Origin of the sequence: Geobacillus sp. Y412MC52 (assembly GCF_000174795.2) — a bacterium.
Classification (GTDB): domain Bacteria; phylum Bacillota; class Bacilli; order Bacillales; family Anoxybacillaceae; genus Geobacillus; species Geobacillus thermoleovorans.
In genome coordinates this window covers 2,832,295-2,854,510 of record NC_014915.1, presented here as the reverse complement: position 1 = coordinate 2,854,510, position 22,216 = coordinate 2,832,295, and the positions used below count along the sequence as shown (strand labels likewise).

The following is a 22,216-nucleotide window of genomic DNA, read 5'->3' as shown; positions in this document are numbered from 1 at the left end:
GGCTGTATACACAATGGAAGAAGTGAACCATTATTGTAAAGTAGAACTATCGACCTCTTCTTTATTTGAAATGATGGCGTGTTTAAGGAAGTGTTACATTTCATCGGGAAAAATGGATGGTGAACCTCATTTCCCGGTTGCTCGTTTTGAGCAGTTTTTTCGGGAACATGAATCGTTGCTGAAAAAATTTTACGGTCGGTATGAGTATGGGGCACAGCTCGCAGAATTTTTGGTCGATTTGCCTGCTCCTCATACCTTTTCTCAACTCATGGCATATATCGACCGTGTGTCCCAGTATGAGTTTTTGTATTATTTATTCGGTCGTTACTTGTCTGAAAAGGAGATCGAGATTTGTCTAACGCAAACCGCTTCCCCGTTCGATGAAATTCGCTCGAAAATCACGTCGTTGGGCGGATTTGTGAATGCCGAACAGCTTGAATTCGCGCAGAACTATGAGCAATATTTGCAGGAACTGACCTATCTTTGGGAACATTTTTATCAGCAATGCTACGTCCATATTGAGCCAATCCTGTCCCCTCTTTGGGATCAGGCGAATGAGCGATTGAGAGCGGAACTCAACCAGTCGGGGATTGAGAAAATGGTTCGAAAACTATTGTACGATTACCCAATCCCAGAACAGTTTCCGACGAAAGAGACGAAGTTGATCAAACTGTATCCCTCGTATTTTGTGTCACCGAAATTTATTTTGGTTTGGGGGCTCGGTGAACTTCATATTATTTATGATATAAGGCATTATATAAACGGGAAAGAGCTTTCCTTGAGCGGAAATCGGATGGAGATCCGATATGATGAGGAGCAGCTTCAGTATGTTGCCGATATTGCCAAATCATTGTCTGAAATCGTTCGGATGAAAATATTGTCATTTATTGCGAATGAAGAAAACATGAAGTCGCAGGAGATGGCCGATCAGTTAAATATTACGGTTGCTACCGTTTCACGGCATTTAAATCTCCTGAAGCAATCCAATCTGATCATGGAGCGGAAAGAAAACGGTTATCACCTCTATGAGATCAACGAAAAGGAAGTGAAGAACTATTGCTCCGTTTTAAAGAAGATCTTGGGCATCGGAAACGATGAGCCATAACGGCCAAGAGGATGCTCCGTTGTCGGGGCATCCTCCTTTGCCGGTTAAGCCTTGATTGACTTTTCCCTTTCTTGATTGCGCAGGATGAACCGCTGGATTTTTCCGCTCGGCGTTTTCGGCAGTTCGGCGACAAATTCGACTTCGCGCGGGTATTCATGCTTGGATAAGCGCGTTTTGACGAACAAGGACAGCTCGTCGGCCAGCTCGTCCGACGGCGCAAAGCCTTCTCTGAGCACGACAAACGCTTTGACGATTTCCCCTTTGACGGGATCCGGCTTCCCGACGGCGGCTGCTTCGACGACAGCCGGATGCTCAAGGAGGCAGCTTTCGATTTCAAACGGCCCGATGCGGTAGCCGGCGCTCGAGATGATGTCGTCCGCCCGTCCTTGGAACCAGAAATACCCGTCTTCGTCTTTTGTCGCCAAATCGCCGGTCAAAAACCACTTGCCGACGAGCCGCTCGGCGGTTTTTTCAGGGTCTTTCCAATACCCCTTAAAGACGTTGGGGATCGAGTCGGTGTTAAAGGCAATTTGTCCGACTTCGCCGTCGGCGACTGGGGTTCCATTCTCATCGAGCAGGGCCACGTCAAAGCCCGGCAGCGGCCATCCCATCGATCCGGGCCGGATTTCCATCTCGGCGGCGTTGAAGTTTCCGATCAGCATCAACGTTTCCGACAAGCCATAATGGTCATGGATCGTAACGCCCACGTGCTCTTGGAAAAAGCGGATGACTTCCGGATTGAGCGGCTCGCCGGCCGAGCTCATGGCGCGCACGTTCAGTTGATAGCGGCGAATGACGTCCGCGCCGGCCGCCGCCATCGCCCGGTACGCGGTCGGGGCGTACGCGAAATTGGTCACCCGGTATTTTTCCATCAAGGAATAGCACGTCTCCGGCTTAAACGGCCCTTCGTAAAAGACGATCGGCACGCCAAAGGCCATCGGCGCGAAGGTGCAAAAGATCAGCCCGTACGCCCAGCCCGGATCCGCCCCGCCGAAAAAGACATCGTCATCGCGCAGGCCAATCGCATAGCGCATATACGGATAAATGTTGATGAGCACGTTATGCGGCCACATGGCGCCTTTTGGCATCCCGGTCGAGCCGGACGTATACTGAATCGCGAGCAGATCGTCGACCGTCGTTTCTTCGATCGAGTGCTCAGTCGACTCTTTCGAAAGCGTTTCCCAAAATGGCTGGTCTTGATCATGAGACGGTCCGTCAATGACAAAAATGTGTTCCAATGTCGGCATGTTGTCCCGCGGCGGCAGTTTGGCGCGCTGTTCCTTGTTCGTCAAGAGGACTTTCGCCTCGGAATGGTTGATGCGATATTCAATCGCCTGTGGGCCAAACGCGGTAAAGAGCGGCACATACACGGCGCCGACTTTCCAAGCCGCCAAAATGTAGACGACAAGGGCCGGGTTTTTCGGCATCAGCGCGCAGACGCGATCCCCTTTTTTCACGCCCAGCTTGCGGAACACGTTCGCCATTTGGTTGGACCAATCGCGCAATTGTCGATAGGTGATCGTTTTTTGCTCTCCTAAAGCGTTTTCATAAAACAGCGCAATGCGGTTCGGATCCTCGGCATACCGGTCGCATACTTCATGGGCGGCGTTGAACCGGCTGCGGGGATCCCAGTCGTAATGAGCGAATGCCTGATCCCAAGAAAATGATTGAATGAGTGAGGCAGGTGATAGATTGTTGGCCATGTCTGATCCCTCCGTTGTGTGAAAAGGAGTCAAATCAATAATAATTAAAATAGAAATAAAATTCAATATATTTTTTAAGGATAATAAATGGAAACCATTGGAGAAAGGGGATAGAATGAAAAAAGAGGAGCTCCCCAGCTTGAGCGCTCCTCTCAATCGCGAAGAAAGCTTTCGTTTGCGACAGCGTATCCTTTGTCATCGCAACGGAATCCGCTGCATCAATCCCCGATCTTCTGGTCAAAATCGGGCCGCATGGTTTGTCTGCCGTCTTCAAAAAGGGATAAGCGGCATCGGCGCTTATTTGTTATGGGGTGTTATGGTTTTTCGACCCGCTTTTTTCCGTGTCGCGATGAAACGGATGGAACAATGCGATACCAAATCCACAAATCGTTGACGATCGAAGCGAGTTCGGCGATGTCAGCATTGAGCTGGCACGAGCGCGCGAAATCCGCTTCTTGGCCGAGTTCGTCTTGTTTTTTGTTGATTTCCCGCTCCAGTTCGGCGATGCGGTCGGGGATCAAGCCGCGGATCGTTTCCCATTCCAGTAAAATCGCCTCTTGTTCGTTTGGGCTGTAGTCCTCCCAAGGCTTGTCCAGATGCGGCAGGCGGATGCCGAGCCGTTTGTCTTCGATGAAGATGCCGTTCATCCTCATGGCCTCCTTTTCTTCTATTATATGAAACGTCCCCTTAGAGCGTGGTGGAATTTTTATGCTTTTTTATGAATGTGTATTGAAAAATGATCCGAAAGCTGATAAAGTGATAATGTATTAAATTTGAATATTTATTTATGTTTAAGTATATTTATGTGAAAGGAGAGGAGAACGACCATGGCAAATCCGAAATTGGTGCTGGCATACTCTGGCGGTTTAGATACATCAGTCGCGATCAAGTGGCTCCAGGAGCGCGGATATGATGTGATCGCGTGCTGCTTGGACCTTGGGGAAGGGAAAGACCTCGATTTCGTGAAAGAAAAAGCGCTCAAAGTCGGGGCGATCAAATCGTATGTCATCGACGTCAAAGACGAATTTGCGAACGAGTATGCGCTCATCGCCTTGCAGGCGAACGCGTTGTACGAAGGGAAATATCCGCTCGTTTCGGCGCTGTCGCGTCCGCTCATCGCGAAAAAACTCGTTGAAATCGCCGAGCTCGAAGGCGCGGTGGCGGTGGCTCACGGCTGCACGGGGAAAGGGAACGACCAAGTGCGCTTTGAAGTGTCGATCAAAGCGCTCAATCCAGATTTGGAAGTGATTGCCCCGGTGCGCGAGTGGAGCTGGTCGCGCGAGGAAGAAATCGAATACGCGAAAAAGCACGGCATTCCGATTCCGGTTGACCTTGACAGCCCGTTTTCCATCGACCAAAACTTGTGGGGACGAAGCAACGAGTGCGGCATTTTGGAAGACCCGTGGGCGGCGCCGCCGGAAGAGGCGTATGAGCTGACGGCTTCGCTTGAGAACGCGCCGGATGTGCCCGATGTCATCGAGATCGGCTTTGAACAAGGCGTGCCGGTGACGTTAAACGGGAAGGCGTATCCGCTTGCGCAATTGATTTTGGAGCTGAACGCGTTGGCCGGCAAGCATGGCGTCGGCCGCATCGACCACGTCGAAAACCGCCTTGTCGGCATCAAGTCGCGCGAAGTGTACGAATGCCCCGGGGCGATCACGCTCATTAAAGCGCATAAAGAGCTGGAAGACTTGACATTGGTGAGAGAAGTCGCCCATTTCAAACCGATCATCGAACAAAAAATCGCCGAAGTCATTTACAACGGTCTTTGGTTCTCACCGCTGAAAGACGCGTTGGTCGCGTTTTTGAAAGAAACGCAGAAAAACGTCACCGGCGTCGTGCGCGTGAAGCTGTTTAAAGGCCATGCGATCGTCGAAGGGCGCAAATCGCCGTTCTCGCTCTATGATGAAAAATTGGCAACATACACGTCCGAAGATGAATTTGACCATCAAGCGGCGGTCGGATTCATTTCGCTGTACGGCCTGCCGACGAAAGTGCACAGCATCGTGAACAAGCAAAACAAGGCGTCGGTGCCGACCGGCCAATGAAGGAAAATGAAGGGAACTTCATGAAAGGAAGGAGGAAGTCGCATTCCTCTGCGGCGAGATTCGTGAAAAAGCTTTGGGGCGGACGGTTTACGAAAACAGCGGAAGAATGGGTCGACGAGTTTGGCGCGTCGATCCCATTCGACCAAGAGCTCGTTGAAGAAGACATTGAAGGCAGCCTTGCCCATGTGACGATGCTTGGCGAATGCGGCATCCTGCCTGAAGACGATGTGGAGCAGATCAAAGGCGGGCTCATCCGCCTGTTGGAAAAGGCGAAGCAAGGGGAGCTCGAATTTTCCATTGCCTACGAGGACATTCATTTAAACATTGAAAAAATGCTCATCGACGACATCGGACCGGTCGGCGGCAAGCTGCACACTGGACGGAGCCGGAACGACCAAGTGGCGACCGATATGCATCTATACTTGCGCAAGCGGGTTGAAGAGATTCTCGGCCTCATCCGCGGGCTGCAGCGGGCGCTTGTCGCTCAAGCCGAAAAGCATGTCGAAACGATCATGCCTGGATATACGCATTTGCAGCGGGCGCAGCCGATTTCGTTCGCCCACCATCTGCTGGCTTATTTTTGGATGCTCGAGCGCGATTATGAGCGGTTTTCCGAGTCGCAAAAGCGCATCAACCGCTCGCCGCTCGGCGCCGGGGCGCTCGCCGGGACGACGTTTCCGATCGACCGGCATCGGACGGCGGAGCTTTTGGGCTTTGCCGATATTTACGAAAACAGCCTTGATGCAGTGAGCGACCGCGATTTCATCATCGAATTTTTAAGCAACAGTTCGATGCTCATGATGCACCTGTCGCGGTTGGCCGAGGAGTTGATTCTTTGGTCAAGCCAAGAGTTTCAGTTCATTGAGCTGGATGATGCGTTTGCGACTGGCAGCAGCATCATGCCGCAAAAGAAAAACCCGGACATGGCCGAACTCATCCGCGGCAAAACCGGGCGCGTGTATGGGCACTTAATGGCCTTGTTGACGGTGATGAAAGGGCTGCCGCTCGCCTACAACAAAGATATGCAAGAAGATAAAGAAGGCATGTTCGATACGGTGAAGACGGTCATCGGGTCGCTGAAAATTTTCACCGGCATGATTGAGACGATGAACGTGCGCACGGACGTGATGGAGCGGGCGACGAAACAAGACTTTTCGAACGCGACCGAGCTTGCCGATTACTTGGCGGCAAAAGGCGTCCCGTTCCGCGAGGCGCATGAGGTCGTCGGAAAGCTCGTCTTGCATTGCATCGAACAAGGCGTCTTTTTGGCCGATTTGCCGCTTGAGGTGTATAAGGAAGCGTCGCCGCTGTTTGAAGCCGATATTTATGACGCCTTGAACCCGCGCACGGCCGTCAACCGCCGCAACAGCGCCGGCGGCACCGGTTTTGCCGAAGTGCGCGCGGCGCTGGCGAAGGCGAAACAGTTGCTTAGCACCCCGTAACGGCGGGGTGTTCTTTTTTGACCGTCACATGTTTTCGCATCGGACAAGGAAGTTTTTCGGTCCATCTGCTTCGTGTGACGAAGACATTATTCTTTCGGCGTCCTTACAACGAGCACATCGCATTTCGCATGGCGGACGATGTTTTCGGAAACGCTGCCGATCAAGAGCCGTTCGACAGCGTTCAACCCGGTCGCCCCGCAAACGATGAGGTCGGCTTTGTATTTCGGAGCGACGTCTTTGGCGATTTTCACTTTCGGCGAGCCGAATTCGACCGCGATGTCCACATCGTCGAGCCCGGCGGCGATGGCTTCGTTTTTATACCGTTCCAGAAGTTCGTTCGCATATTGCTCACATCGTTCGGCGAGGGCGTAATCGTGCGCTTCCACGGTTGTGAACCCGCGCAAATCGATGATGTGGGTCAAAATGAGTTTCGCTCCGTTGCGCTTGGCGATTTGGATCGCTTTTTTCAACGCCCATTCCGCTTCCTTCGAGCCATCGACGGCGACGACGATCGTTTGGTAGGCCATGGTCATGTTCTCCCCTCCCTTTGGTGAAAAATGCTATCTCTATATATGGTATACCCATCGCCCTTTGACGAGAAACTAGGCCATATATTGAGATTTTGTGAACAGGGGAGGAAGAGCAATGGAAAAGCGGTATAATGACTGGCCGTACGATGAGGAGGAAGTGCGGACGATCACCGAGCAAATTACCGAGTCGTATGAAAGCGGCATTGTTGACGAGGATGAATCGTATTACGACCCGCGCCGCGAAGTCGGCGAATAGCCATAGCGCCTACGCGTTATGGTTATTTTTTTGTATTCGCCCCGGTTTATAGTAAAGTAAAAATGAGACAGCAAATCGCGACGAGGAGGGAGAAGGGTGCGGCACGCCTTGATTACGGCCGGAGCGAAAGGATTGGGGAGAAAAGTGACCGAGCTGCTGCTTGATAAAGGCTACTCGGTGACGGTGAACTACCGGAGCGATGAACAGGCGGTGCGCTCGCTTGCCGAGAAGTACCGCGGCGCCGCTGACCGCCTCCAGTTTGTGCAGGGAGATGTGACGGACAAAAACGATTTAGCGGCGCTTGTGGACGCCGCCATGGAGCGGTTCGGCCGCATTGACTGCCTCATCAACAATGCAGGGCCGTACATTTTTGAGCGGAAAAAGCTGGCCGATTATACGGAAGACGAATGGTACGAAATGATTGAAGGCAATTTGAGCTCGGTCTTCCATTTAGTGAGGCGGACGATCCCGATTATGCGAAAACAGCGGTTTGGCCGCATCATTACGTACGGATTTCAAGGAGCGGCGGATGCCCCGGGCTGGGTGCACCGCTCGGCGTTCGGCGCGGCGAAAGTCGGGCTTGTGTCGCTGACGAAAACGATCGCCCTGGAAGAGGCGGAATATGGAATTACCGCCAATATGGTGTGCCCGGGCAACATTGTCGGCGCCATGAAAGAGGCGGGGATCGCCGACGCCCGCGCGAGAAGGGATGCGGAAACGCCGGTCGGGCGCCCGGGGACTGGCGAAGATATCGCCCGCGTGATCGCGTTTTTATGCGAGGACGACTCGGATTTCATCACCGGCGCCGTCATTGACGTCACCGGCGGAGCGAACGTCATTTACCGCCACCTTTTCCGTTGAGAACAGCGCCTCCTCCTTTTTTCGTTTGCTTTTGCGCGAAACGGGGCACAATAAAAGAAGAAGCGGGAAGGAAAAAGGAGGAAAAAGTGATGAAGATCGGCATTCCAAAAGAAATCAAAAACAATGAAAACCGCGTCGCCATCACTCCGGCAGGCGTGATGACGCTCGTCAAAGCGGGGCATGACGTGTATGTGGAGACGGAAGCCGGCGCTGGGTCGGGGTTTTCCGACGCTGAATATGAAAAAGCCGGGGCAGTGATCGTGACGAAAGCGGAAGATGCCTGGGCGGCGGAGATGGTGTTGAAAGTGAAAGAACCGCTGCCTGAGGAGTTCCGCTATTTTCGCCCCGGATTGATTTTGTTTACGTATTTGCATTTAGCCGCGGCCGAAGCGCTCACGAAAGCGCTCGTCGAGCAAAAAGTGGTCGGCATCGCTTACGAGACGGTGCAGCTTGCGAACGGCTCGCTGCCGCTGTTGACGCCGATGAGTGAAGTCGCCGGCCGCATGTCGGTGCAAGTCGGAGCCCAGTTTCTCGAGAAGCCGCACGGCGGGAAAGGCATTTTGCTTGGCGGCGTGCCCGGGGTGCGGCGCGGCAAAGTGACGATCATCGGCGGCGGCACAGCGGGGACGAACGCGGCGAAAATCGCGGTCGGCCTCGGGGCGGACGTGACGATTTTGGACATTAACGCCGAGCGGCTGCGCGAGCTCGATGATTTGTTCGGCGACCAAGTGACGACGTTGATGTCCAACTCGTATCATATCGCCGAATGCGTGCGGGAATCGGATTTGGTCGTCGGCGCCGTCTTGATCCCGGGGGCGAAAGCGCCAAAGCTTGTGACGGAAGAGATGGTGCGCTCGATGACGCCAGGTTCGGTGTTGGTCGACGTCGCCATTGACCAAGGCGGCATTTTCGAAACGACCGACCGCGTCACGACGCACGACGATCCGACATACGTCAAGCACGGCGTCGTCCATTACGCCGTCGCGAACATGCCGGGCGCTGTGCCGCGCACGTCGACATTCGCGCTTACGAACGTCACGATCCCATACGCCTTGCAAATCGCCAACAAAGGCTACCGCGCCGCGTGCTTGGATAACCCGGCGCTGTTAAAAGGGATCAACACGCTCGACGGGCACATCGTGTACGAAGCGGTCGCGGCGGCGCACAACATGCCGTATACGGATGTTCATTCGTTGTTGCACGGATGAAATCATGAAGATGGAGCCGCCTTGATGGCGATGAGAAAACAAAGCTGTCCGAATCGGCTTGGGGATCGGGCCGGTGGACAGCTTTTTTGATGCGCTCATTCGCGGCAGCTTTTGCCAATGGCCTCTCTCGTTAAACAATGATCAACTCCTTCGAAAACGACGTCAACACCTCAACCCCATGATCCGTGACCGCGACGTCGTCTTCAATGCGCACGCCGCCGATGGATGGGACGTAAATGCCCGGTTCGATTGTAAACACCATGCCGGGGGCGAGCGGTTCGTTGTTGGCGCCATGAAGCGATGGGTATTCGTGGATCTCGATCCCTAAGCCGTGCCCGACGCGGTGGGTGAAATAGTCTCCGTAGCCGGCTTGTTCGATGACGTTTCGGGCGGCGCGGTCGATCTCGCCCATCGCGGTTTGCGGGCGGCAGGCGTCGATCGCCGCCTGCTGGGCGCGCCGAACGGTATCGTAAATGAGCCGCTGTTCGTCGCTTGCCGTCTGACAGACGACGGTGCGGGTAATGTCGGAGCAATACCCATCGACGATGACGCCTAAATCGAACAGCACGAAATCCCCCGGTGCGACCGCCGCCGTTCCCGGCACGCCGTGCGGATCGGCTGATTTTGCGCCCGTGAGCACGGTCGTGGGAAACGACATCCCTTCAACGCCGAGTTTTTTCAGCTCATATTCAATAACAGCGACAAGTTCGAGCTCCGTCACGCCCGGGCGGATGGCCGAGACGCCGATTTCGATCGCTTTGTCGGCAAGTTCCGCCGCCTGGCGCAACACCTTCATTTCCTGCTCATCCTTGATCAGGCGAAGCTGGCGCAGCTTTTCTTCGGCGTCGTTCCATGCGGCGTTTGGAAACAATGCCGAGAGACGCTCGAAACGGGCGAACGACAAATGGTTTTTCTCGATGGCAATCAAGCCGGGTTTTGCGCCGCGCGCTTCGAGATGGCGCCCGATCTCTTCCCATGGGTCGGTGCTGTCGTCGTAGCCGATCACCGTATACCCAAAGCCGCTCCGGCGGGCGCGCGGGACTTCCATTTGCGGACAGACGAGCGCGGGCTCGCCGTCAGGGAAGACAAGCAATGCAAGCAGCCGCTCGTGTGGATCGCAAAAAAAGCCGCTCAAATAAAAAACGTTGGCGCTTGACGTAATGAAGGCAAATGAATCATCATGATGTTGAAGCCATGATGAAAAAGCATCCAGCCGTTGGTTCATCGTTCCCTTCCTTCCTTTTTTCGTGATCGTCCGTTTTGAGCGTACCAAGAAACGGGCCGTTTGTAAATGGACAGGCGGGAAAAGAAGGAAATGGATGGATGGCGGCGAATCATGTGTAGTGGAAAGGAGAGATGTGACGATGAAAATCAGCTACCATGGCCATTCGGTCGTCCGCATTGAGACGAACGGAAAAACGATTTTGATCGACCCGTTCATCACCGGCAATACGACGACCGATTTGAACGCGGCGGATGTGAAAGCGGATGTCATTTTGTTGACGCACGGGCACGGGGATCATGTCGGCGATACGGTTGAAATCGCCAAGCGGAACAACGCCCTTGTCGTGGCCACATTTGAGCTGGCGACGTATTTAAGCTGGCAAGGCGTCGAGACGTTTGGCATGAACATCGGCGGGGCGCGCGAATTTGACTTTGGCACGGTCAAGTTCACGCAGGCGTTCCACAGCTCCGGGTTTGTGACGGACGACAAGCAAATCATTTATTTAGGCATGCCGACCGGCATTTTGTTCACGGCCGAAGGCAAAACGATCTATCATGCCGGCGATACCGGGCTGTTTTCCGACATGAAGCTGATCGGCGAGCGCCATAACATCGATGTCGCCTTTTTGCCGATTGGGGACAGCTTCACGATGGGGCCGGAAGACGCGGCGGTCGCCGCCGAGTGGCTCGGGGCGAAACTCGTCGTGCCGATCCATTACAACACGTTCCCACCGATCACCCAAGACCCCGAGCGGTTCGTCTCGCTCCTTCCGCAGGGCGTCGGCCGCGCGTTGAAACCGGGGGAAAGCATCGAGCTGTAACAGAGGCGCCCTTCCCGCTTTGGGAAGGGCGCTTTATGATGGCCGGCGCGACCGTTGAATCCCCGCCGCCAGGCCCGTTATAATGAAAGTAACAAACGCGTAAAGGGTGAAGAACCGTTGGCGACAAAACACGAGCAAATTTTGGAATACATCCACCGGCTGCCGATCGGCGAGAAAATTTCTGTCCGGCAGATCGCCAAGGAAATGGGCGTAAGCGAAGGGACGGCGTACCGGGCGATCAAGGACGCCGAGAACAAAGGGTATGTGAGCACGATTGAACGCGTCGGCACGATCCGGATTGAGAAGAAACGGAAGGAAAACATTGAGAAGCTTACGTACGCCGAGGTTGTCAACATTGTGGACGGCCAAGTGCTTGGCGGACGTGAAGGGCTGCATAAGACGCTCAACCGTTTTGTCATCGGCGCAATGCAGCTGGAGGCGATGATGCGCTATACGGGCGCAGGGGATTTGCTTATCGTCGGCAACCGGACGAAGGCGCACGAGCTGGCGCTTCAGGCGGGGGCGGCCGTGCTCATCACCGGCGGGTTTGACACGGCCGACCACGTGAAAAAGCTCGCCGATGAGCGGCAGCTGCCGATCATTTCGACGAGCTATGACACGTTTACGGTCGCGACGATGATCAACCGGGCGATTTACGACCAGCTCATCAAAAAAGAAATTGTGTTGGTCGAGGATATTCTCATTCCGCTTGACAAAACAGCGTACTTGCGCGTCAATGATCCGATTGAGCGGTGGTATGCGTTGAACAAAGAGACGCGCCATAGCCGGTTCCCGGTCGTCGATGATGAGCTGAAAGTGCAAGGGGTTGTGACGGCAAAAGACGTGCTGGATGTCGACCGGCAGCTGCCGATCGAAAAGGTGATGACGAAGCAGCCGATTACGGTGAACGGAAAAACGTCAGTGGCGTTTGCTTCTCATATTATGGTATGGGAAGGAATTGAGCTTCTCCCGGTGGTGGATGACTATAACCGGCTGCAAGGGATCATCAGCCGCCAAGACGTGTTAAAAGCGCTGCAAATGGCGCAGCGCCAGCCGCAAGTCGGGGAGACGATCGATGATCTCATCACCGCCCAGTTTCGTGAGTCAGGCGACAAAGAAACGCTGTTTCGCTGCACGATTACGCCGCAGATGACGAACTATTTAGGGACGCTCTCGTACGGCGTGTTTACGACAATCGTCACCGAAGCAGCGGCGCGCATGCTTCGCGCGTACAAACGCGGCGATTTGGTGATGGAAAATATCACGATTTACTTCATCAAGCCGGTGCAAATCGACAGCACGGTCGACGTGCGGGCAAAGCTTTTAGAGCTCGGGCGCAAGTTCGGGAAAGTGGATGTCGAAGTGTATAACGAAGGTGATCTTGTCGGCAAAGCCATGATGATGTGCCAGCTGATCGACCGATAAACGGTAAAGGCAAAAAAAGGATGTCCACTTCCTCATTGGAACATCCTTTTCCTTTATCGTTGGCCGGCGCATACACCAAACGGCATTACCCTTGTTTTGCCGCTTCCTTTGCCTCTTCGACCGCCTGCGGCAGATAGCAGCGGTAGGCGCGGTAGCCGGCCCAAACGCTCCCGAAGCCTAAGGCGATAAAAATGGCGCAGATGATATAGGTCACGGTTGTCTGATACAAAAACAATTGGTTGATCCCGAACAAGGCAACAAACAGTCCAAGCGCCATGCTCGATTTCGCCGAGAGAAAGCGGCGTTCCATCGGACGATGGGAGCGGACGTAGCGGATTTTATAATAGACGTAAAACGAAAAGGAAAATATAATGAAAATAACCAGGGCTGGCATGGTTGGGTCCCTCCGTTGTTCATTTCTTTTTTCATTGTACATAGAAGCAGGGAAAAATGCCAGCGGTTGAATATGACAGGTGACTAAAGGGGAAGAACTAATGAAACCGGTTCATCAACAAATTCTTGATGCGATTCGTGAATTTGACACGATCATCATCCACCGCCATGTTCGCCCGGACCCGGACGCGTACGGGTCGCAAGGCGGGTTGGCGGCGTTGCTTCGGGCGTCGTTTCCGAAAAAAAGGGTGTACGCGGTCGGAACGGACGATCCGTCGCTGTCGTTTTTGCGGAACATGGATGTCATTGATGATTCTGTGTACGCGCAGGCGCTCGTGATCGTCTGCGATACAGCTAATGAGGAGCGGATTTGCGACAGCCGCTATCGGCTCGGGCGAAAGCTCATTAAAATTGACCATCATCCGAACGACACGCCGTATGGCGACATTATGTGGGTCGATACCGCCGCCAGTTCGACAAGCGAGATGATTTATGAGTTTTATTTGGCGGGGAAAGAGGAAGGGTTGACGATGACCGTTGAGGCGGCGCGTCTCATTTACGCCGGCATTGTCGGCGATACGGGCCGCTTTTTGTTTCCGCGCACAAGTGAAAAAACGTTCCGCTACGCTGGGGAGCTCATTTCGTACGGCTTTTCGCTGACGGAATTGTACGACGGATTGTATCGGACGAGCTTGCCGCTCGCCCGCTTAAGCGGTTATGTGTTGTCGAACTTTATGATCGAGGAAGGGGTGGCGGCTGTGAAAATGCCGCGGGCGCTGCTTGAGGAATACGGCGTCACCCCGCTTGAGGCGTCGCAGCTCGTCAGTTTGCTCGGCAATATTGACGGCATTGTCGCCTGGGTGTTTTTCATTGAGGAAGAACGGGAAATCCGCGTCCGCTTCCGTTCCAAAGGGCCGGTCATCAATGTGGTCGCCAAACGCTACGGCGGCGGCGGCCATCCGCTCGCAGCCGGTGCGTCCATTGCTTCTTGGGAGGAAGCGGATCGCGTGATTGAAGACGTAAAAGCGGTCTGTCGGGCTGAGCGGTGACGGAAACGGGTGGTTTTAAAAAGTTGTTGTTTCAAATGAAGCGTCATGTTGATAGGAGAAGGCGTCCCGAAGGCTTTCGGGACACCCTCTTTTCCCGCAAGACGCGCTTGTTTGGCACTCCACCGCGGCGGAATGGGGCGGCAAGGCGCGCTCTACGGAAGCGGCGTCAGTTTCACTTCGACGGCCAACAAGGTAAAGATCGTGAGTGTGTGAAGTTCAAGCCGGTATGTCTTCTCGTGGATCGTATACGTTTTGTTTTCAATTGCCCGCTCAATCAGTTCGCGGCTGTTGTACACCGTTTCGATATCTTTCGTAATCAAATGGGACAAATCTTCTTTGACGCTGTCTTCAATGCGAAACGTCGTGTATGAATCAAGTTTATATTGCTCGGCGTTGGCGAGATGGACGGAAACGTCCTGCACGGTCAGCTTTTTTTTCATTTCCTTATTGTAATGAATATAGTCTTCCTGCCAAATGCGAATTTCGTTTTGCAAATCGGCGATCTGTTCGTTGAGCTCATTGACGTGCCGCACTTGTTTTTCCTGCAAGACGCCGAAAATATACAAAAAGACAAACCAACTGATGAGCGCTCCGATCGCCGCGCCGGCAAAAAAGCGCTGCCATGACGGGTATTGGTAATACGGAGGAATTCTCATGGCGAAATGTGCTCCTGTGTCAGCCACGTGATGATCGCCACTCCGGTCTGTGCTCCGCCCATGGCGGACAAAATGAGCAAAAATTGCCGCACGATGTCTTTCGTTTCCCCTAAAAACAGCCCTCGCTCAACGACGTAAAACGTGTCAAACGTCCCGCCGATGGCGGCGACGACCGCCCAAATGCGCAAATCGCCGGCTAACCGATACATGGCCGTCAGCGGCTGGCCCCCGCTCAAAAACGCTCCGAGCGCGCCGATGATGGCGCCGCCAAGCAGCACGCCGACGGCGATAAAATAGCTTTGAATAAACGCTGGCAAAAAAGCTGTTTTTTCGTTCATGTGTTTTTCCCGTCCTTTCTTTTATCTATGTATATCAATAGGGTGGACGGAGTATGTAGCCGTGAAAAAAGTTTTCGCCCGTCAAGCGCACGGATGAGGGAGGGATGGTCATTGTGTTCGTCCACTTGCATGTGTTGAGCGGATACAGTTTGTTTCAAAGTGCGGCGGCGGTGGAGGCGCTTGCAGCGAGGGCGAAACAGCTCGGCTATCAAGCGCTCGCGCTCACCGACCGGAATGTGTTGTATGGCGCTATTCCGTTTTACCGGGAATGCAAGCAGAACGGCATTCGCCCGATTATCGGCGTGACGGCTGATGTCGCTCTTTCTGGGGAGGAAGCGTTCCCGCTCGTGCTGTTGGCCGCCAATGAAGAGGGGTATCGCCATTTGCTTGAAATCAGCACCATGATGCAAATGGGGGAAACAAAGCATATGGAGGAAGCCGCTCTTGTGCGCTTAAGCGGCGGCATCATCGCCATCACTCCCGGAAGCGAGGGACGCGTCGAGTCGCTTGTGGCCGCTGGGGAATGGGAGCGGGCGAAAGAGGCGCTTGGCCGTTATCATCAGCTGTTTCCAGGACGGCTGTATGTCGCCGTTCAGCGCGGCGAGCAAACGCGAGCCCCATATGAAGCCGGGTTGTTGCAGCTGGCGGAGGAAACCGGCGTCCCGATCGTGGCGACGAACGACGTCCGTTACGTGGAGCGCAGCGATGCCGTGGCGTGGCGTTGCTTGCAGGCCATCGGCCGCGGCGCGCTGCTCGCTGACATTGAGGACGATAACGGCCGCTATTTGGCGGGGCCAGAGGAGATGGCGCGCCGGTTTGCGGACTTGCCGGAGGCGCTCGAGAACAGCCTGGCGATCGCCGATCAATGCGAGCTGCAGATCGAGTTTGGCGGCTGGCGGCTGCCGGCGTACCCCGTTCCGGACGGAGAGACGGCCGACAGTTATTTGCGCCGCTTATCGGAACAAGGGCTCGCCCGACGCGTGCCGTCGGCCGATGAGCGCTACTGGCGTCGGCTTTCGCATGAGCTGGATGTGATTCAGTCGCTTCATTTCAGCGACTATTTTTTGATCGTCGCCGATGTGCTCGCCTACGCCCGCCGACGCGGCATCTTAACCGGCCCGGGCCGCGGTTCGGCGGCCGGGTCGCTTGTCGCCTACGCATTGTCGATCACCGATGTCGATCCGATCAAGTATGGGCTTTTGTTTGAACGGTTTTTAAATCCGGAGCGGGCGTCGGTGCCGGATATTGACTTGGATTTTCCTGATGGCCGGCGCGAAGAAGTGATTCGCTATGTGGCGGATAAATACGGGCGCGACCGCGTTGCGCAAATCATTACGTTCGGCACGTTCGGCGCCAAAGCGGCGCTGCGCGAGACGGCCAAAGCGCTTGGCGTCCCTGGGCGGGAGGCGGAACAGGTTGCGGCGCTCTTGCCGAGCAAACAAAGTGTGACGCTTCGTCAATGGCATGCCGAGTCCGCCGCTTTTCGGCGCGCGGTGGCAGCGGTTCCGCAAGGGAGAGAGTGGCTGGCTGTTGCGCAAAAACTGGAAGGGCTGCCGCGCCATACGTCGATCCACGCTGCTGGTGTCATCATCAGCCCGGAGCCGCTCGTTCGCTTCGTGCCGCTGCAGCCAAGCCATGGCGAATGGCCGCTGACGCAATACGCGATGGGGGCGCTTGAAGCGCTTGGATTGCTGAAAATTGATTTTCTCGGTTTGCGCACGCTCACGTTGATCGAGCAGATCGTGCGTTTGATCGAGCGGCAGACAGGAAAGCCGTTTGACATCCGCACGCTGCCGCTCAATGATGAAAAAACGTACGCGCTGCTTGGCGCTGGAGATACAAACGGCATTTTCCAGCTCGAATCAAGCGGGATGAAGCGCGTGCTCGCCGAGCTGCGGCCGTCGCAATTGGAAGATGTCGTCGCCGTCAATGCCTTGTATCGTCCGGGGCCGATGCAAATGATCCCCGTTTACATCCGGCGCAAGCGCGGGGAAGAGCCGGTGTCCTATGCCCATCCTGATCTTGAGACGATTTTGGCGCCCACATACGGGGTGTTGATCTACCAGGAGCAAATTATGCAAATCGCCGCCCGGCTTGCCGGATTTTCGCTCGGACAAGCGGACGTGCTTCGCCGGGCGGTGGCGAAAAAAGAGAAAGCGCTGCTTGCCAAGCAGCACCAGGCGTTTGTCGCCGGCTGCGTGGCGAACGGCTATCCGAAAGCAGTCGCCGAGGAACTGTACCGACACATCGTCCGCTTTGCCGATTACGGCTTCAACCGAAGCCACGCGGTCAGCTATGCGCTGTTGTCGTATGCGATGGCGTATATGAAAGCTCATTACCCGCTTTGTTTTTATGCGGTCATGCTCACCAATGCTTCCGGCGACCGAGAAAAAGCGGCGGTATACTATTGGGAGGCGGCGCGAAAAGGGATCAACGTCCTTTTGCCGTCGGTCAACAAAAGCGGTTTTCGCTCTTTTGTGGAGGGGAGTGCCATTCGCCTTGGGCTCGCGATGGTGAAGCAAGTCGGCTCGGCGGCGAAGCTGATTGTCGAGGAGCGGAAAGCGAACGGACCGTTTGCCGACTTCTTTGATTTCGCTGTTCGCCTGCTGCCAAAAGGGCTCGGGCGCCCGGCGCTCGAGGCGCTCATTTCCGTTGGAGCGTTTGACGAGTTCGGTGCAGATCGGGCTTCGCTTCTTGCCAGCATTGACATTGCGATCGAACATGCGCAATGGGTTCAGGCGCTCGAAGCCGGAGGGCTGTCGTTAAAACCGAAATATGCTGCCGCACATTCGTGGCCTTTGTCCGAACGGCGGCGGCGGGAAGCGGAGTTTCTTGGCTTCGCCGTCACCCCGCATCCGGCGGCGGTGTGCCGCCCGTTGCTGCAAGCGGCGGGGGCGGTGTGTGTTGCCGATGTGCAAGGTCCGTCAACTGTAGTCGGGGGAGCGGTCGTCCGCATACGGAAAACGAGAACAAAGCAGGGTGAAGAAATGGCGTTTTTCACCGTCGGCGATGAGAGCGGGGAATTGGAGGCGGTGGCGTTTCCGAACGTTTACCGCCGCGCGGCGGACATATTGAAAGAAGGACAGTTTGTATTGCTTGCCGGAACGATTGAGGTGCGCGGCGGACGGCGTCAGCTCATCATCCGCCGCGCCGAGCGCCTGCTCGTGTCAGCGCTGTATATTAACGCAGGCCATGCGCTATCGGACGGACCGCGGCTTGCGGCGTTGAAGCAGCTGCTCGAACAACACCACGGAAGCATTCCGGTTTATTTATACGACGAAGCGAAGCGGAAGCTTCTCCGCCTGCCGGAACGGTATGCGGTTGACTTCACCGCGCCGCTTGTCGACGAATTGCTCTCTCTATTCGGTGCTGGGCGCGTCGCTGTCAAATAAGTCACTCTTTACTATTTCGCTATTTTGTTATATCGTATAACCATTAGGTGGTCAGACCAGTGGATGAAGCGAAGGAGAGGGGTCATTGTATCAAAGAGGAGAACGTGTATGCCGAGACGTTGAAACATATCCACCGCATGATGGCGGAAGACAACTTAGCCCCTGGCGACAAGCTGCCGTCGGAGCGCGAGCTGGCCGAACGGTTCGGCGTCGGGCGTTCATCGGTGCGCGAGGCGTTGCGGGCGCTTGAATTTCTCGGCTTGATTGAAACGCGGCGCGGCGAGGGGAGGTATATGCGTGAGGTTGGCAGCCACCAGCTGATCGACCTGTTGGCGATGTTTTTGTTGGAAAACGAACGGGCAAAGGCCGATTTGGCGGAAACAAAATGGCTCATCGAGCGCCTGTTGCTTGCCCTTGCGTGTCGGCGCCGGAGCGCGGAGGACGTAGACGAGTTGAAAAAAATCGTTCGTCAAAAACCGATTGATTTCGCGCGGTTTTTCGAGACGGTGGTGGAAGCGGCTGGCAATGTTTTGCTCGCCCGCATTTGGCGGGTGCTGTCGGGGTTTGCCGCTTCATTTGCGCCCGAGCCGCCCCTTGCCGACGCCGGTTATGAACAGCTGCTCGCCGCTTTGGAAAGGCAAGATCCGGCGGAGACTGTCGCCGTTTGGGAGGCGCAACGGCCTTCGCCGTTGTCGAAACGGGCCGGACATCGTTTGACAAACAATGATGTCCATTTTCGATAAAGTAGTAGAGAGGCGAAAACGCAAAGGAGGGGCTCCCTCGTGTGGAAAGACTTGTTTGTGAAAAAGAAAAAGTATGCACCGCTGCCTTCAGAACAAGCGAGGCATGAAGTGCCGGAAGGCGTGATGACGAAATGTCCGCAATGCAAGAAAATTATGTATACAAAAGAGTTGATCAAAAACTTGCGCGTTTGCCTAAGCTGCGGCTACCATCATCCGATGCCGGCGCGTGAACGGATTGCAAGCCTTCTTGATGACGGCAGCTTCCGCGAGTATGACGCCGATATGATCTCGGTCAATCCGCTCGGCTTTCCGGGCTACATCGAAAAACTGGAAGAAGACCGGCGCAAGTCAGGGCTGAACGAGGCGGTCGTCACCGGCGAAGGAGCGCTTGACGGCCATCCGCTCGTCATTGCTGTCATGGATTCATCGTTTCGCATGGGCAGCATGGGCTCGGTCGTCGGCGAAAAAATCACCCGCGCCGTCGAACGGGCGCGCGAACAGCAGATGCCGTTTCTCATTTTCACCGCTTCCGGCGGCGCCCGCATGCAGGAAGGGGTGTTGAGCCTCATGCAAATGGCGAAAACAAGCGCGGCGCTCAAACGGTTCAGCAACGACGGCGGCTTGTTCATCTCCGTCATGACCCACCCGACGACCGGCGGTGTATCGGCGAGCTTCGCCTCGCTTGGGGATTATAACTTTGCCGAGCCGGGGGCGCTCATTGGTTTTGCCGGCCGCCGCGTCATCGAGCAGACGGTGCGCGAAGAGCTGCCGGACGATTTCCAGACGGCGGAGTTTTTGCTGAAGCACGGGCAGCTTGATGCCGTCATTCACCGCCACGAGCTGAAAGAAACGCTTGCGGTCGTCTTGGATATTCATCAAAAAGGAGGGGAAGAGGGATGGTGGCGGAATTAGAATTCGAAAAGCCGCTTGTCGAGCTGCGCCGCAAAATTCAAGAGTTGAAAGAGTTCATGAAAACGGCGGACGTCGATTTATCGGCGGAAATCGAAAAGCTTGAGGCGCGCCTCGCCAAGCTGGAAAACGAGATTTATGCGAATTTGACGCCGTGGGACCGCGTGCAAATCGCCCGCCACCCGCAGCGGCCGACGACGCTCGATTACATCGAGCGGTTGTTTACGAACTTTCTTGAGTGCCACGGCGACCGCTGCTTTGGCGATGACGAGGCGATCGTCGGCGGCATCGCCAAATACGACGGACTCCCCGTGACGGTCATCGGCCACCAGCGCGGCAAAGATACGAAAGAAAACTTGCGCCGCAACTTTGGCATGCCGCATCCGGAAGGGTACCGGAAGGCGTTGCGGCTCATGAAGCAGGCAGAAAAGTTTTCGCGGCCGATCATCTGCTTTATCGACACGAAAGGCGCCTACCCGGGCAAAGCGGCCGAAGAGCGCGGGCAAAGCGAGGCGATCGCCCGCAACTTGTTTGAAATGGCTGGGCTCACGGTGCCTGTCGTCTGCATCGTCATCGGAGAGGGCGGAAGCGGCGGGGCGCTTGCCCTTGGCGTCGGCAATCATATCCATATGCTGGAAAACTCGACGTACTCGGTCATCTCGCCGGAAGGGGCGGCGGCGATTTTGTGGAAAGACGCCTCATTGGCGCAGCGGGCGGCGGAAACGATGAAAATCACCGCTCATGACTTAAAGGCGCTCGGCGTCATCGATGAAATCATTCCAGAAGTCAAAGGCGGCGCTCATCGCAACGCCGACGAGCAGGCGAAAGAAATTGACCGCGTGCTGCGCCGTTCGCTCAAACAGCTGTTGGCGCTTGACGGCGAAGAGCTCGTCCGGCAGCGCTATGAAAAATTTAAACAAATGGGCCAAGTGTCGTTTTTGCCGGAAACGATTCGGGCAAGATAAGGAAAAAGCTGTCTCCGTCGCGGGACAGCTTTGTTCTATCGTGAAAAAAATCCACTTTTGTAAGCCGTTTCAGCGATCGCTTCTATATTGTGTTCCGCTGTTGTTCATGGTACATTAGGGATGTTCAAGAAGACGTATGAGGTCGGACGTGTGCAATTCGATGCAAACGAGGTGGAAATGATGAAACGGATTGGTGTGTTGACAAGCGGCGGCGACTCGCCGGGCATGAATGCGGCCATTCGCGCTGTCGTCCGCAAAGCGATTTACCATGGGGTGGAAGTGTACGGAATCTACCACGGGTATGCCGGGTTGATCGCCGGCAATATCAAAAAGCTGGAAGTCGGGGACGTCGGGGACATCATCCATCGCGGCGGCACCATCCTTTATACCGCGCGCTGCCCGGAGTTTAAGACGGAAGAAGGACAGAAAAAGGGGATCGAGCAGCTGAAAAAGCACGGCATTGAAGGGCTGGTCGTCATCGGCGGCGACGGGTCGTATCAAGGGGCGAAAAAATTGACGGAGCACGGCTTCCCGTGCGTCGGCGTGCCCGGGACGATCGACAACGACATTCCAGGCACCGATTTCACGATCGGTTTTGACACCGCGCTCAATACGGTCATTGACGCCATTGACAAAATCCGCGACACGGCGACGTCGCATGAGCGGACGTACGTCGTCGAAGTGATGGGCCGCCATGCCGGCGATATTGCGCTATGGTCGGGGCTTGCCGGAGGGGCGGAGACGATTTTGATTCCGGAAGCGGACTACGACATGGACGACATCATCGCTCGCTTGAAGCGCGGCCATGAACGCGGCAAAAAACACAGCATCATCATCGTCGCCGAGGGAGTCGGCAGCGGCGTCGACTTCGGCCGGCAAATTCAAGAGGCGACCGGCTTTGAGACGCGCGTGACGGTGCTTGGCCACGTGCAGCGCGGCGGATCGCCGACGGCGTTTGACCGCGTGTTAGCGAGCCGCCTCGGCGCCCGTGCGGTCGAGCTGCTCCTTGAAGGCAAAGGCGGCCGCTGCGTTGGCATTCAAAACAACCAAATCGTTGACCATGACATTGCCGAAGCGTTGGCGAAAACACATACGGTCGATCAGCGGATGTATACATTGTCGAAAGAGCTGTCGATTTAATTCCCGAG

The 22,216-nt window shown here is 55.3% G+C and carries 21 protein-coding genes; 14 read left to right on the top strand and 7 right to left on the bottom strand.

Going from position 1 to position 22,216, the window contains the following annotated elements; genetic code table 11:
• Positions 1–13: 13 nt before the first annotated feature.
• The gene (locus tag GYMC52_RS14015; RefSeq protein ID WP_230982703.1) at positions 14–1,105 is read left to right on the top strand and encodes an ArsR/SmtB family transcription factor; all 1,092 of its coding nucleotides are present in this window, start codon (positions 14–16) and stop codon (positions 1,103–1,105) included.
• A 44-nt stretch (positions 1,106–1,149) separates the two neighbouring features.
• Here GYMC52_RS14015 and GYMC52_RS14010 read toward each other — a convergent pair whose 3' ends face one another.
• Both GYMC52_RS14010 and GYMC52_RS14000 read right to left on the bottom strand, forming a co-directional pair.
• Complete coding sequence (locus GYMC52_RS14010) at positions 1,150–2,808, bottom strand: acyl-CoA synthetase (RefSeq protein WP_013524318.1); 1,659 nt, start codon at positions 2,806–2,808, stop codon at positions 1,150–1,152.
• A 314-nt stretch (positions 2,809–3,122) separates the two neighbouring features.
• Positions 3,123–3,455, bottom strand: a complete 333-nt coding sequence (locus GYMC52_RS14000) for a hypothetical protein (protein WP_013524316.1) — start codon at positions 3,453–3,455, stop codon at positions 3,123–3,125.
• 180 nt (positions 3,456–3,635) lie between these two features.
• On the opposite strand from GYMC52_RS14000, the gene GYMC52_RS13995 reads away from it, so the two are divergent.
• Both GYMC52_RS13995 and argH read left to right on the top strand, forming a co-directional pair.
• A complete protein-coding gene (locus GYMC52_RS13995; protein ID WP_013524315.1) occupies positions 3,636–4,856 on the top strand; it encodes an argininosuccinate synthase in 1,221 nt (406 codons plus the stop codon).
• A gap of 62 nt (positions 4,857–4,918) precedes the next feature.
• Positions 4,919–6,298, top strand: a complete 1,380-nt coding sequence (gene argH, locus GYMC52_RS13990; protein WP_013524314.1) for an argininosuccinate lyase — start codon at positions 4,919–4,921, stop codon at positions 6,296–6,298.
• 86 nt (positions 6,299–6,384) lie between these two features.
• Here the strand turns inward: argH and GYMC52_RS13985 are convergent, their stop codons facing one another.
• A complete protein-coding gene (locus tag GYMC52_RS13985) occupies positions 6,385–6,831 on the bottom strand; it encodes a universal stress protein (protein WP_013524313.1) in 447 nt (148 codons plus the stop codon).
• 112 nt (positions 6,832–6,943) lie between these two features.
• On the opposite strand from GYMC52_RS13985, the gene GYMC52_RS19805 reads away from it, so the two are divergent.
• From GYMC52_RS19805 to ald, 3 genes are all read left to right on the top strand, one after another.
• The gene (locus tag GYMC52_RS19805) at positions 6,944–7,084 is read left to right on the top strand and encodes a hypothetical protein (RefSeq protein ID WP_013524312.1); all 141 of its coding nucleotides are present in this window, start codon (positions 6,944–6,946) and stop codon (positions 7,082–7,084) included.
• Between the two features lie 96 nt (positions 7,085–7,180).
• Positions 7,181–7,945, top strand: coding sequence for an SDR family oxidoreductase (locus tag GYMC52_RS13980; RefSeq protein ID WP_013144502.1), 765 nt, complete (start codon positions 7,181–7,183; stop codon positions 7,943–7,945).
• Between the two features lie 89 nt (positions 7,946–8,034).
• Positions 8,035–9,153, top strand: coding sequence for an alanine dehydrogenase (gene ald, locus GYMC52_RS13975; protein WP_013524311.1), 1,119 nt, complete (start codon positions 8,035–8,037; stop codon positions 9,151–9,153).
• A gap of 130 nt (positions 9,154–9,283) precedes the next feature.
• Here ald and GYMC52_RS13970 read toward each other — a convergent pair whose 3' ends face one another.
• The gene (locus GYMC52_RS13970) at positions 9,284–10,378 is read right to left on the bottom strand and encodes a M24 family metallopeptidase (protein WP_013524310.1); all 1,095 of its coding nucleotides are present in this window, start codon (positions 10,376–10,378) and stop codon (positions 9,284–9,286) included.
• A 139-nt stretch (positions 10,379–10,517) separates the two neighbouring features.
• Here GYMC52_RS13970 and GYMC52_RS13965 point away from each other — a divergent pair, with 139 nt between their 5' ends.
• A complete protein-coding gene (locus GYMC52_RS13965) occupies positions 10,518–11,198 on the top strand; it encodes a metal-dependent hydrolase (protein ID WP_013524309.1) in 681 nt (226 codons plus the stop codon).
• Positions 11,199–11,315: 117 nt separating this feature from the next.
• Complete coding sequence (locus GYMC52_RS13960; protein ID WP_013144506.1) at positions 11,316–12,623, top strand: CBS domain-containing protein; 1,308 nt, start codon at positions 11,316–11,318, stop codon at positions 12,621–12,623.
• A gap of 85 nt (positions 12,624–12,708) precedes the next feature.
• On the opposite strand, the gene GYMC52_RS13955 is transcribed toward GYMC52_RS13960, so the two are convergent.
• A complete protein-coding gene (locus tag GYMC52_RS13955; RefSeq protein ID WP_013144507.1) occupies positions 12,709–13,017 on the bottom strand; it encodes a YtpI family protein in 309 nt (102 codons plus the stop codon).
• 100 nt (positions 13,018–13,117) lie between these two features.
• On the opposite strand from GYMC52_RS13955, the gene GYMC52_RS13950 reads away from it, so the two are divergent.
• Complete coding sequence (locus GYMC52_RS13950; protein ID WP_013524308.1) at positions 13,118–14,065, top strand: DHH family phosphoesterase; 948 nt, start codon at positions 13,118–13,120, stop codon at positions 14,063–14,065.
• Positions 14,066–14,217: 152 nt separating this feature from the next.
• On the opposite strand, the gene ytrI is transcribed toward GYMC52_RS13950, so the two are convergent.
• Together ytrI and GYMC52_RS13940 are read right to left on the bottom strand one after the other, a co-directional pair.
• Positions 14,218–14,721, bottom strand: coding sequence for a sporulation membrane protein YtrI (ytrI, locus tag GYMC52_RS13945; RefSeq protein ID WP_013144509.1), 504 nt, complete (start codon positions 14,719–14,721; stop codon positions 14,218–14,220).
• Positions 14,718–15,059: a YtrH family sporulation protein gene (locus GYMC52_RS13940; RefSeq protein ID WP_013524307.1), complete on the bottom strand. Its 342-nt coding sequence runs from the start codon at positions 15,057–15,059 to the stop codon at positions 14,718–14,720. The genes ytrI and GYMC52_RS13940 overlap by 4 nt, the downstream gene beginning before the upstream one ends.
• A gap of 104 nt (positions 15,060–15,163) precedes the next feature.
• Between GYMC52_RS13940 and dnaE the strand changes: the two genes are divergently transcribed.
• From dnaE to pfkA, 5 genes are all read left to right on the top strand, one after another.
• The gene (dnaE, locus tag GYMC52_RS13935) at positions 15,164–18,451 is read left to right on the top strand and encodes a DNA polymerase III subunit alpha (RefSeq protein ID WP_173346440.1); all 3,288 of its coding nucleotides are present in this window, start codon (positions 15,164–15,166) and stop codon (positions 18,449–18,451) included.
• Positions 18,452–18,510: 59 nt separating this feature from the next.
• The gene (locus GYMC52_RS13930) at positions 18,511–19,194 is read left to right on the top strand and encodes a FadR/GntR family transcriptional regulator (RefSeq protein ID WP_013524305.1); all 684 of its coding nucleotides are present in this window, start codon (positions 18,511–18,513) and stop codon (positions 19,192–19,194) included.
• A 39-nt stretch (positions 19,195–19,233) separates the two neighbouring features.
• Positions 19,234–20,106 carry an acetyl-CoA carboxylase, carboxyltransferase subunit beta gene (gene accD, locus GYMC52_RS13925; protein ID WP_013144512.1) on the top strand — a complete coding sequence of 291 codons (873 nt, stop codon included), beginning with the start codon at positions 19,234–19,236 and terminating at the stop codon, positions 20,104–20,106.
• A complete protein-coding gene (accA, locus tag GYMC52_RS13920; RefSeq protein WP_011232215.1) occupies positions 20,091–21,068 on the top strand; it encodes an acetyl-CoA carboxylase carboxyl transferase subunit alpha in 978 nt (325 codons plus the stop codon). Before accD ends, accA begins: the two co-directional genes overlap by 16 nt.
• A gap of 180 nt (positions 21,069–21,248) precedes the next feature.
• Entirely contained in the window at positions 21,249–22,208 is a 960-nt protein-coding gene (gene pfkA, locus GYMC52_RS13915; protein ID WP_011232214.1) for a 6-phosphofructokinase, read from the top strand.
• Positions 22,209–22,216 lie beyond the last annotated feature (8 nt).

Coding starts and splice junctions, on each gene's coding strand:
- GYMC52_RS14015 (WP_230982703.1), top strand. CDS start 14: ATGGAAGAAGTGAACCATTATTGTAAAGTAGAACTATCGACCTCTTCT.
- GYMC52_RS14010 (WP_013524318.1), bottom strand. CDS start 2,808: ATGGCCAACAATCTATCACCTGCCTCACTCATTCAATCATTTTCTTGG.
- GYMC52_RS14000 (WP_013524316.1), bottom strand. CDS start 3,455: ATGAACGGCATCTTCATCGAAGACAAACGGCTCGGCATCCGCCTGCCG.
- GYMC52_RS13995 (WP_013524315.1), top strand. CDS start 3,636: ATGGCAAATCCGAAATTGGTGCTGGCATACTCTGGCGGTTTAGATACA.
- GYMC52_RS13985 (WP_013524313.1), bottom strand. CDS start 6,831: ATGACCATGGCCTACCAAACGATCGTCGTCGCCGTCGATGGCTCGAAG.
- GYMC52_RS19805 (WP_013524312.1), top strand. CDS start 6,944: ATGGAAAAGCGGTATAATGACTGGCCGTACGATGAGGAGGAAGTGCGG.
- ald (WP_013524311.1), top strand. CDS start 8,035: ATGAAGATCGGCATTCCAAAAGAAATCAAAAACAATGAAAACCGCGTC.
- GYMC52_RS13970 (WP_013524310.1), bottom strand. CDS start 10,378: ATGAACCAACGGCTGGATGCTTTTTCATCATGGCTTCAACATCATGAT.
- GYMC52_RS13965 (WP_013524309.1), top strand. CDS start 10,518: ATGAAAATCAGCTACCATGGCCATTCGGTCGTCCGCATTGAGACGAAC.
- GYMC52_RS13955 (WP_013144507.1), bottom strand. CDS start 13,017: ATGCCAGCCCTGGTTATTTTCATTATATTTTCCTTTTCGTTTTACGTC.
- GYMC52_RS13950 (WP_013524308.1), top strand. CDS start 13,118: ATGAAACCGGTTCATCAACAAATTCTTGATGCGATTCGTGAATTTGAC.
- ytrI (WP_013144509.1), bottom strand. CDS start 14,721: ATGAGAATTCCTCCGTATTACCAATACCCGTCATGGCAGCGCTTTTTT.
- GYMC52_RS13940 (WP_013524307.1), bottom strand. CDS start 15,059: ATGAACGAAAAAACAGCTTTTTTGCCAGCGTTTATTCAAAGCTATTTT.
- dnaE (WP_173346440.1), top strand. CDS start 15,164: ATGGTCATTGTGTTCGTCCACTTGCATGTGTTGAGCGGATACAGTTTG.
- accA (WP_011232215.1), top strand. CDS start 20,091: ATGGTGGCGGAATTAGAATTCGAAAAGCCGCTTGTCGAGCTGCGCCGC.
- pfkA (WP_011232214.1), top strand. CDS start 21,249: ATGAAACGGATTGGTGTGTTGACAAGCGGCGGCGACTCGCCGGGCATG.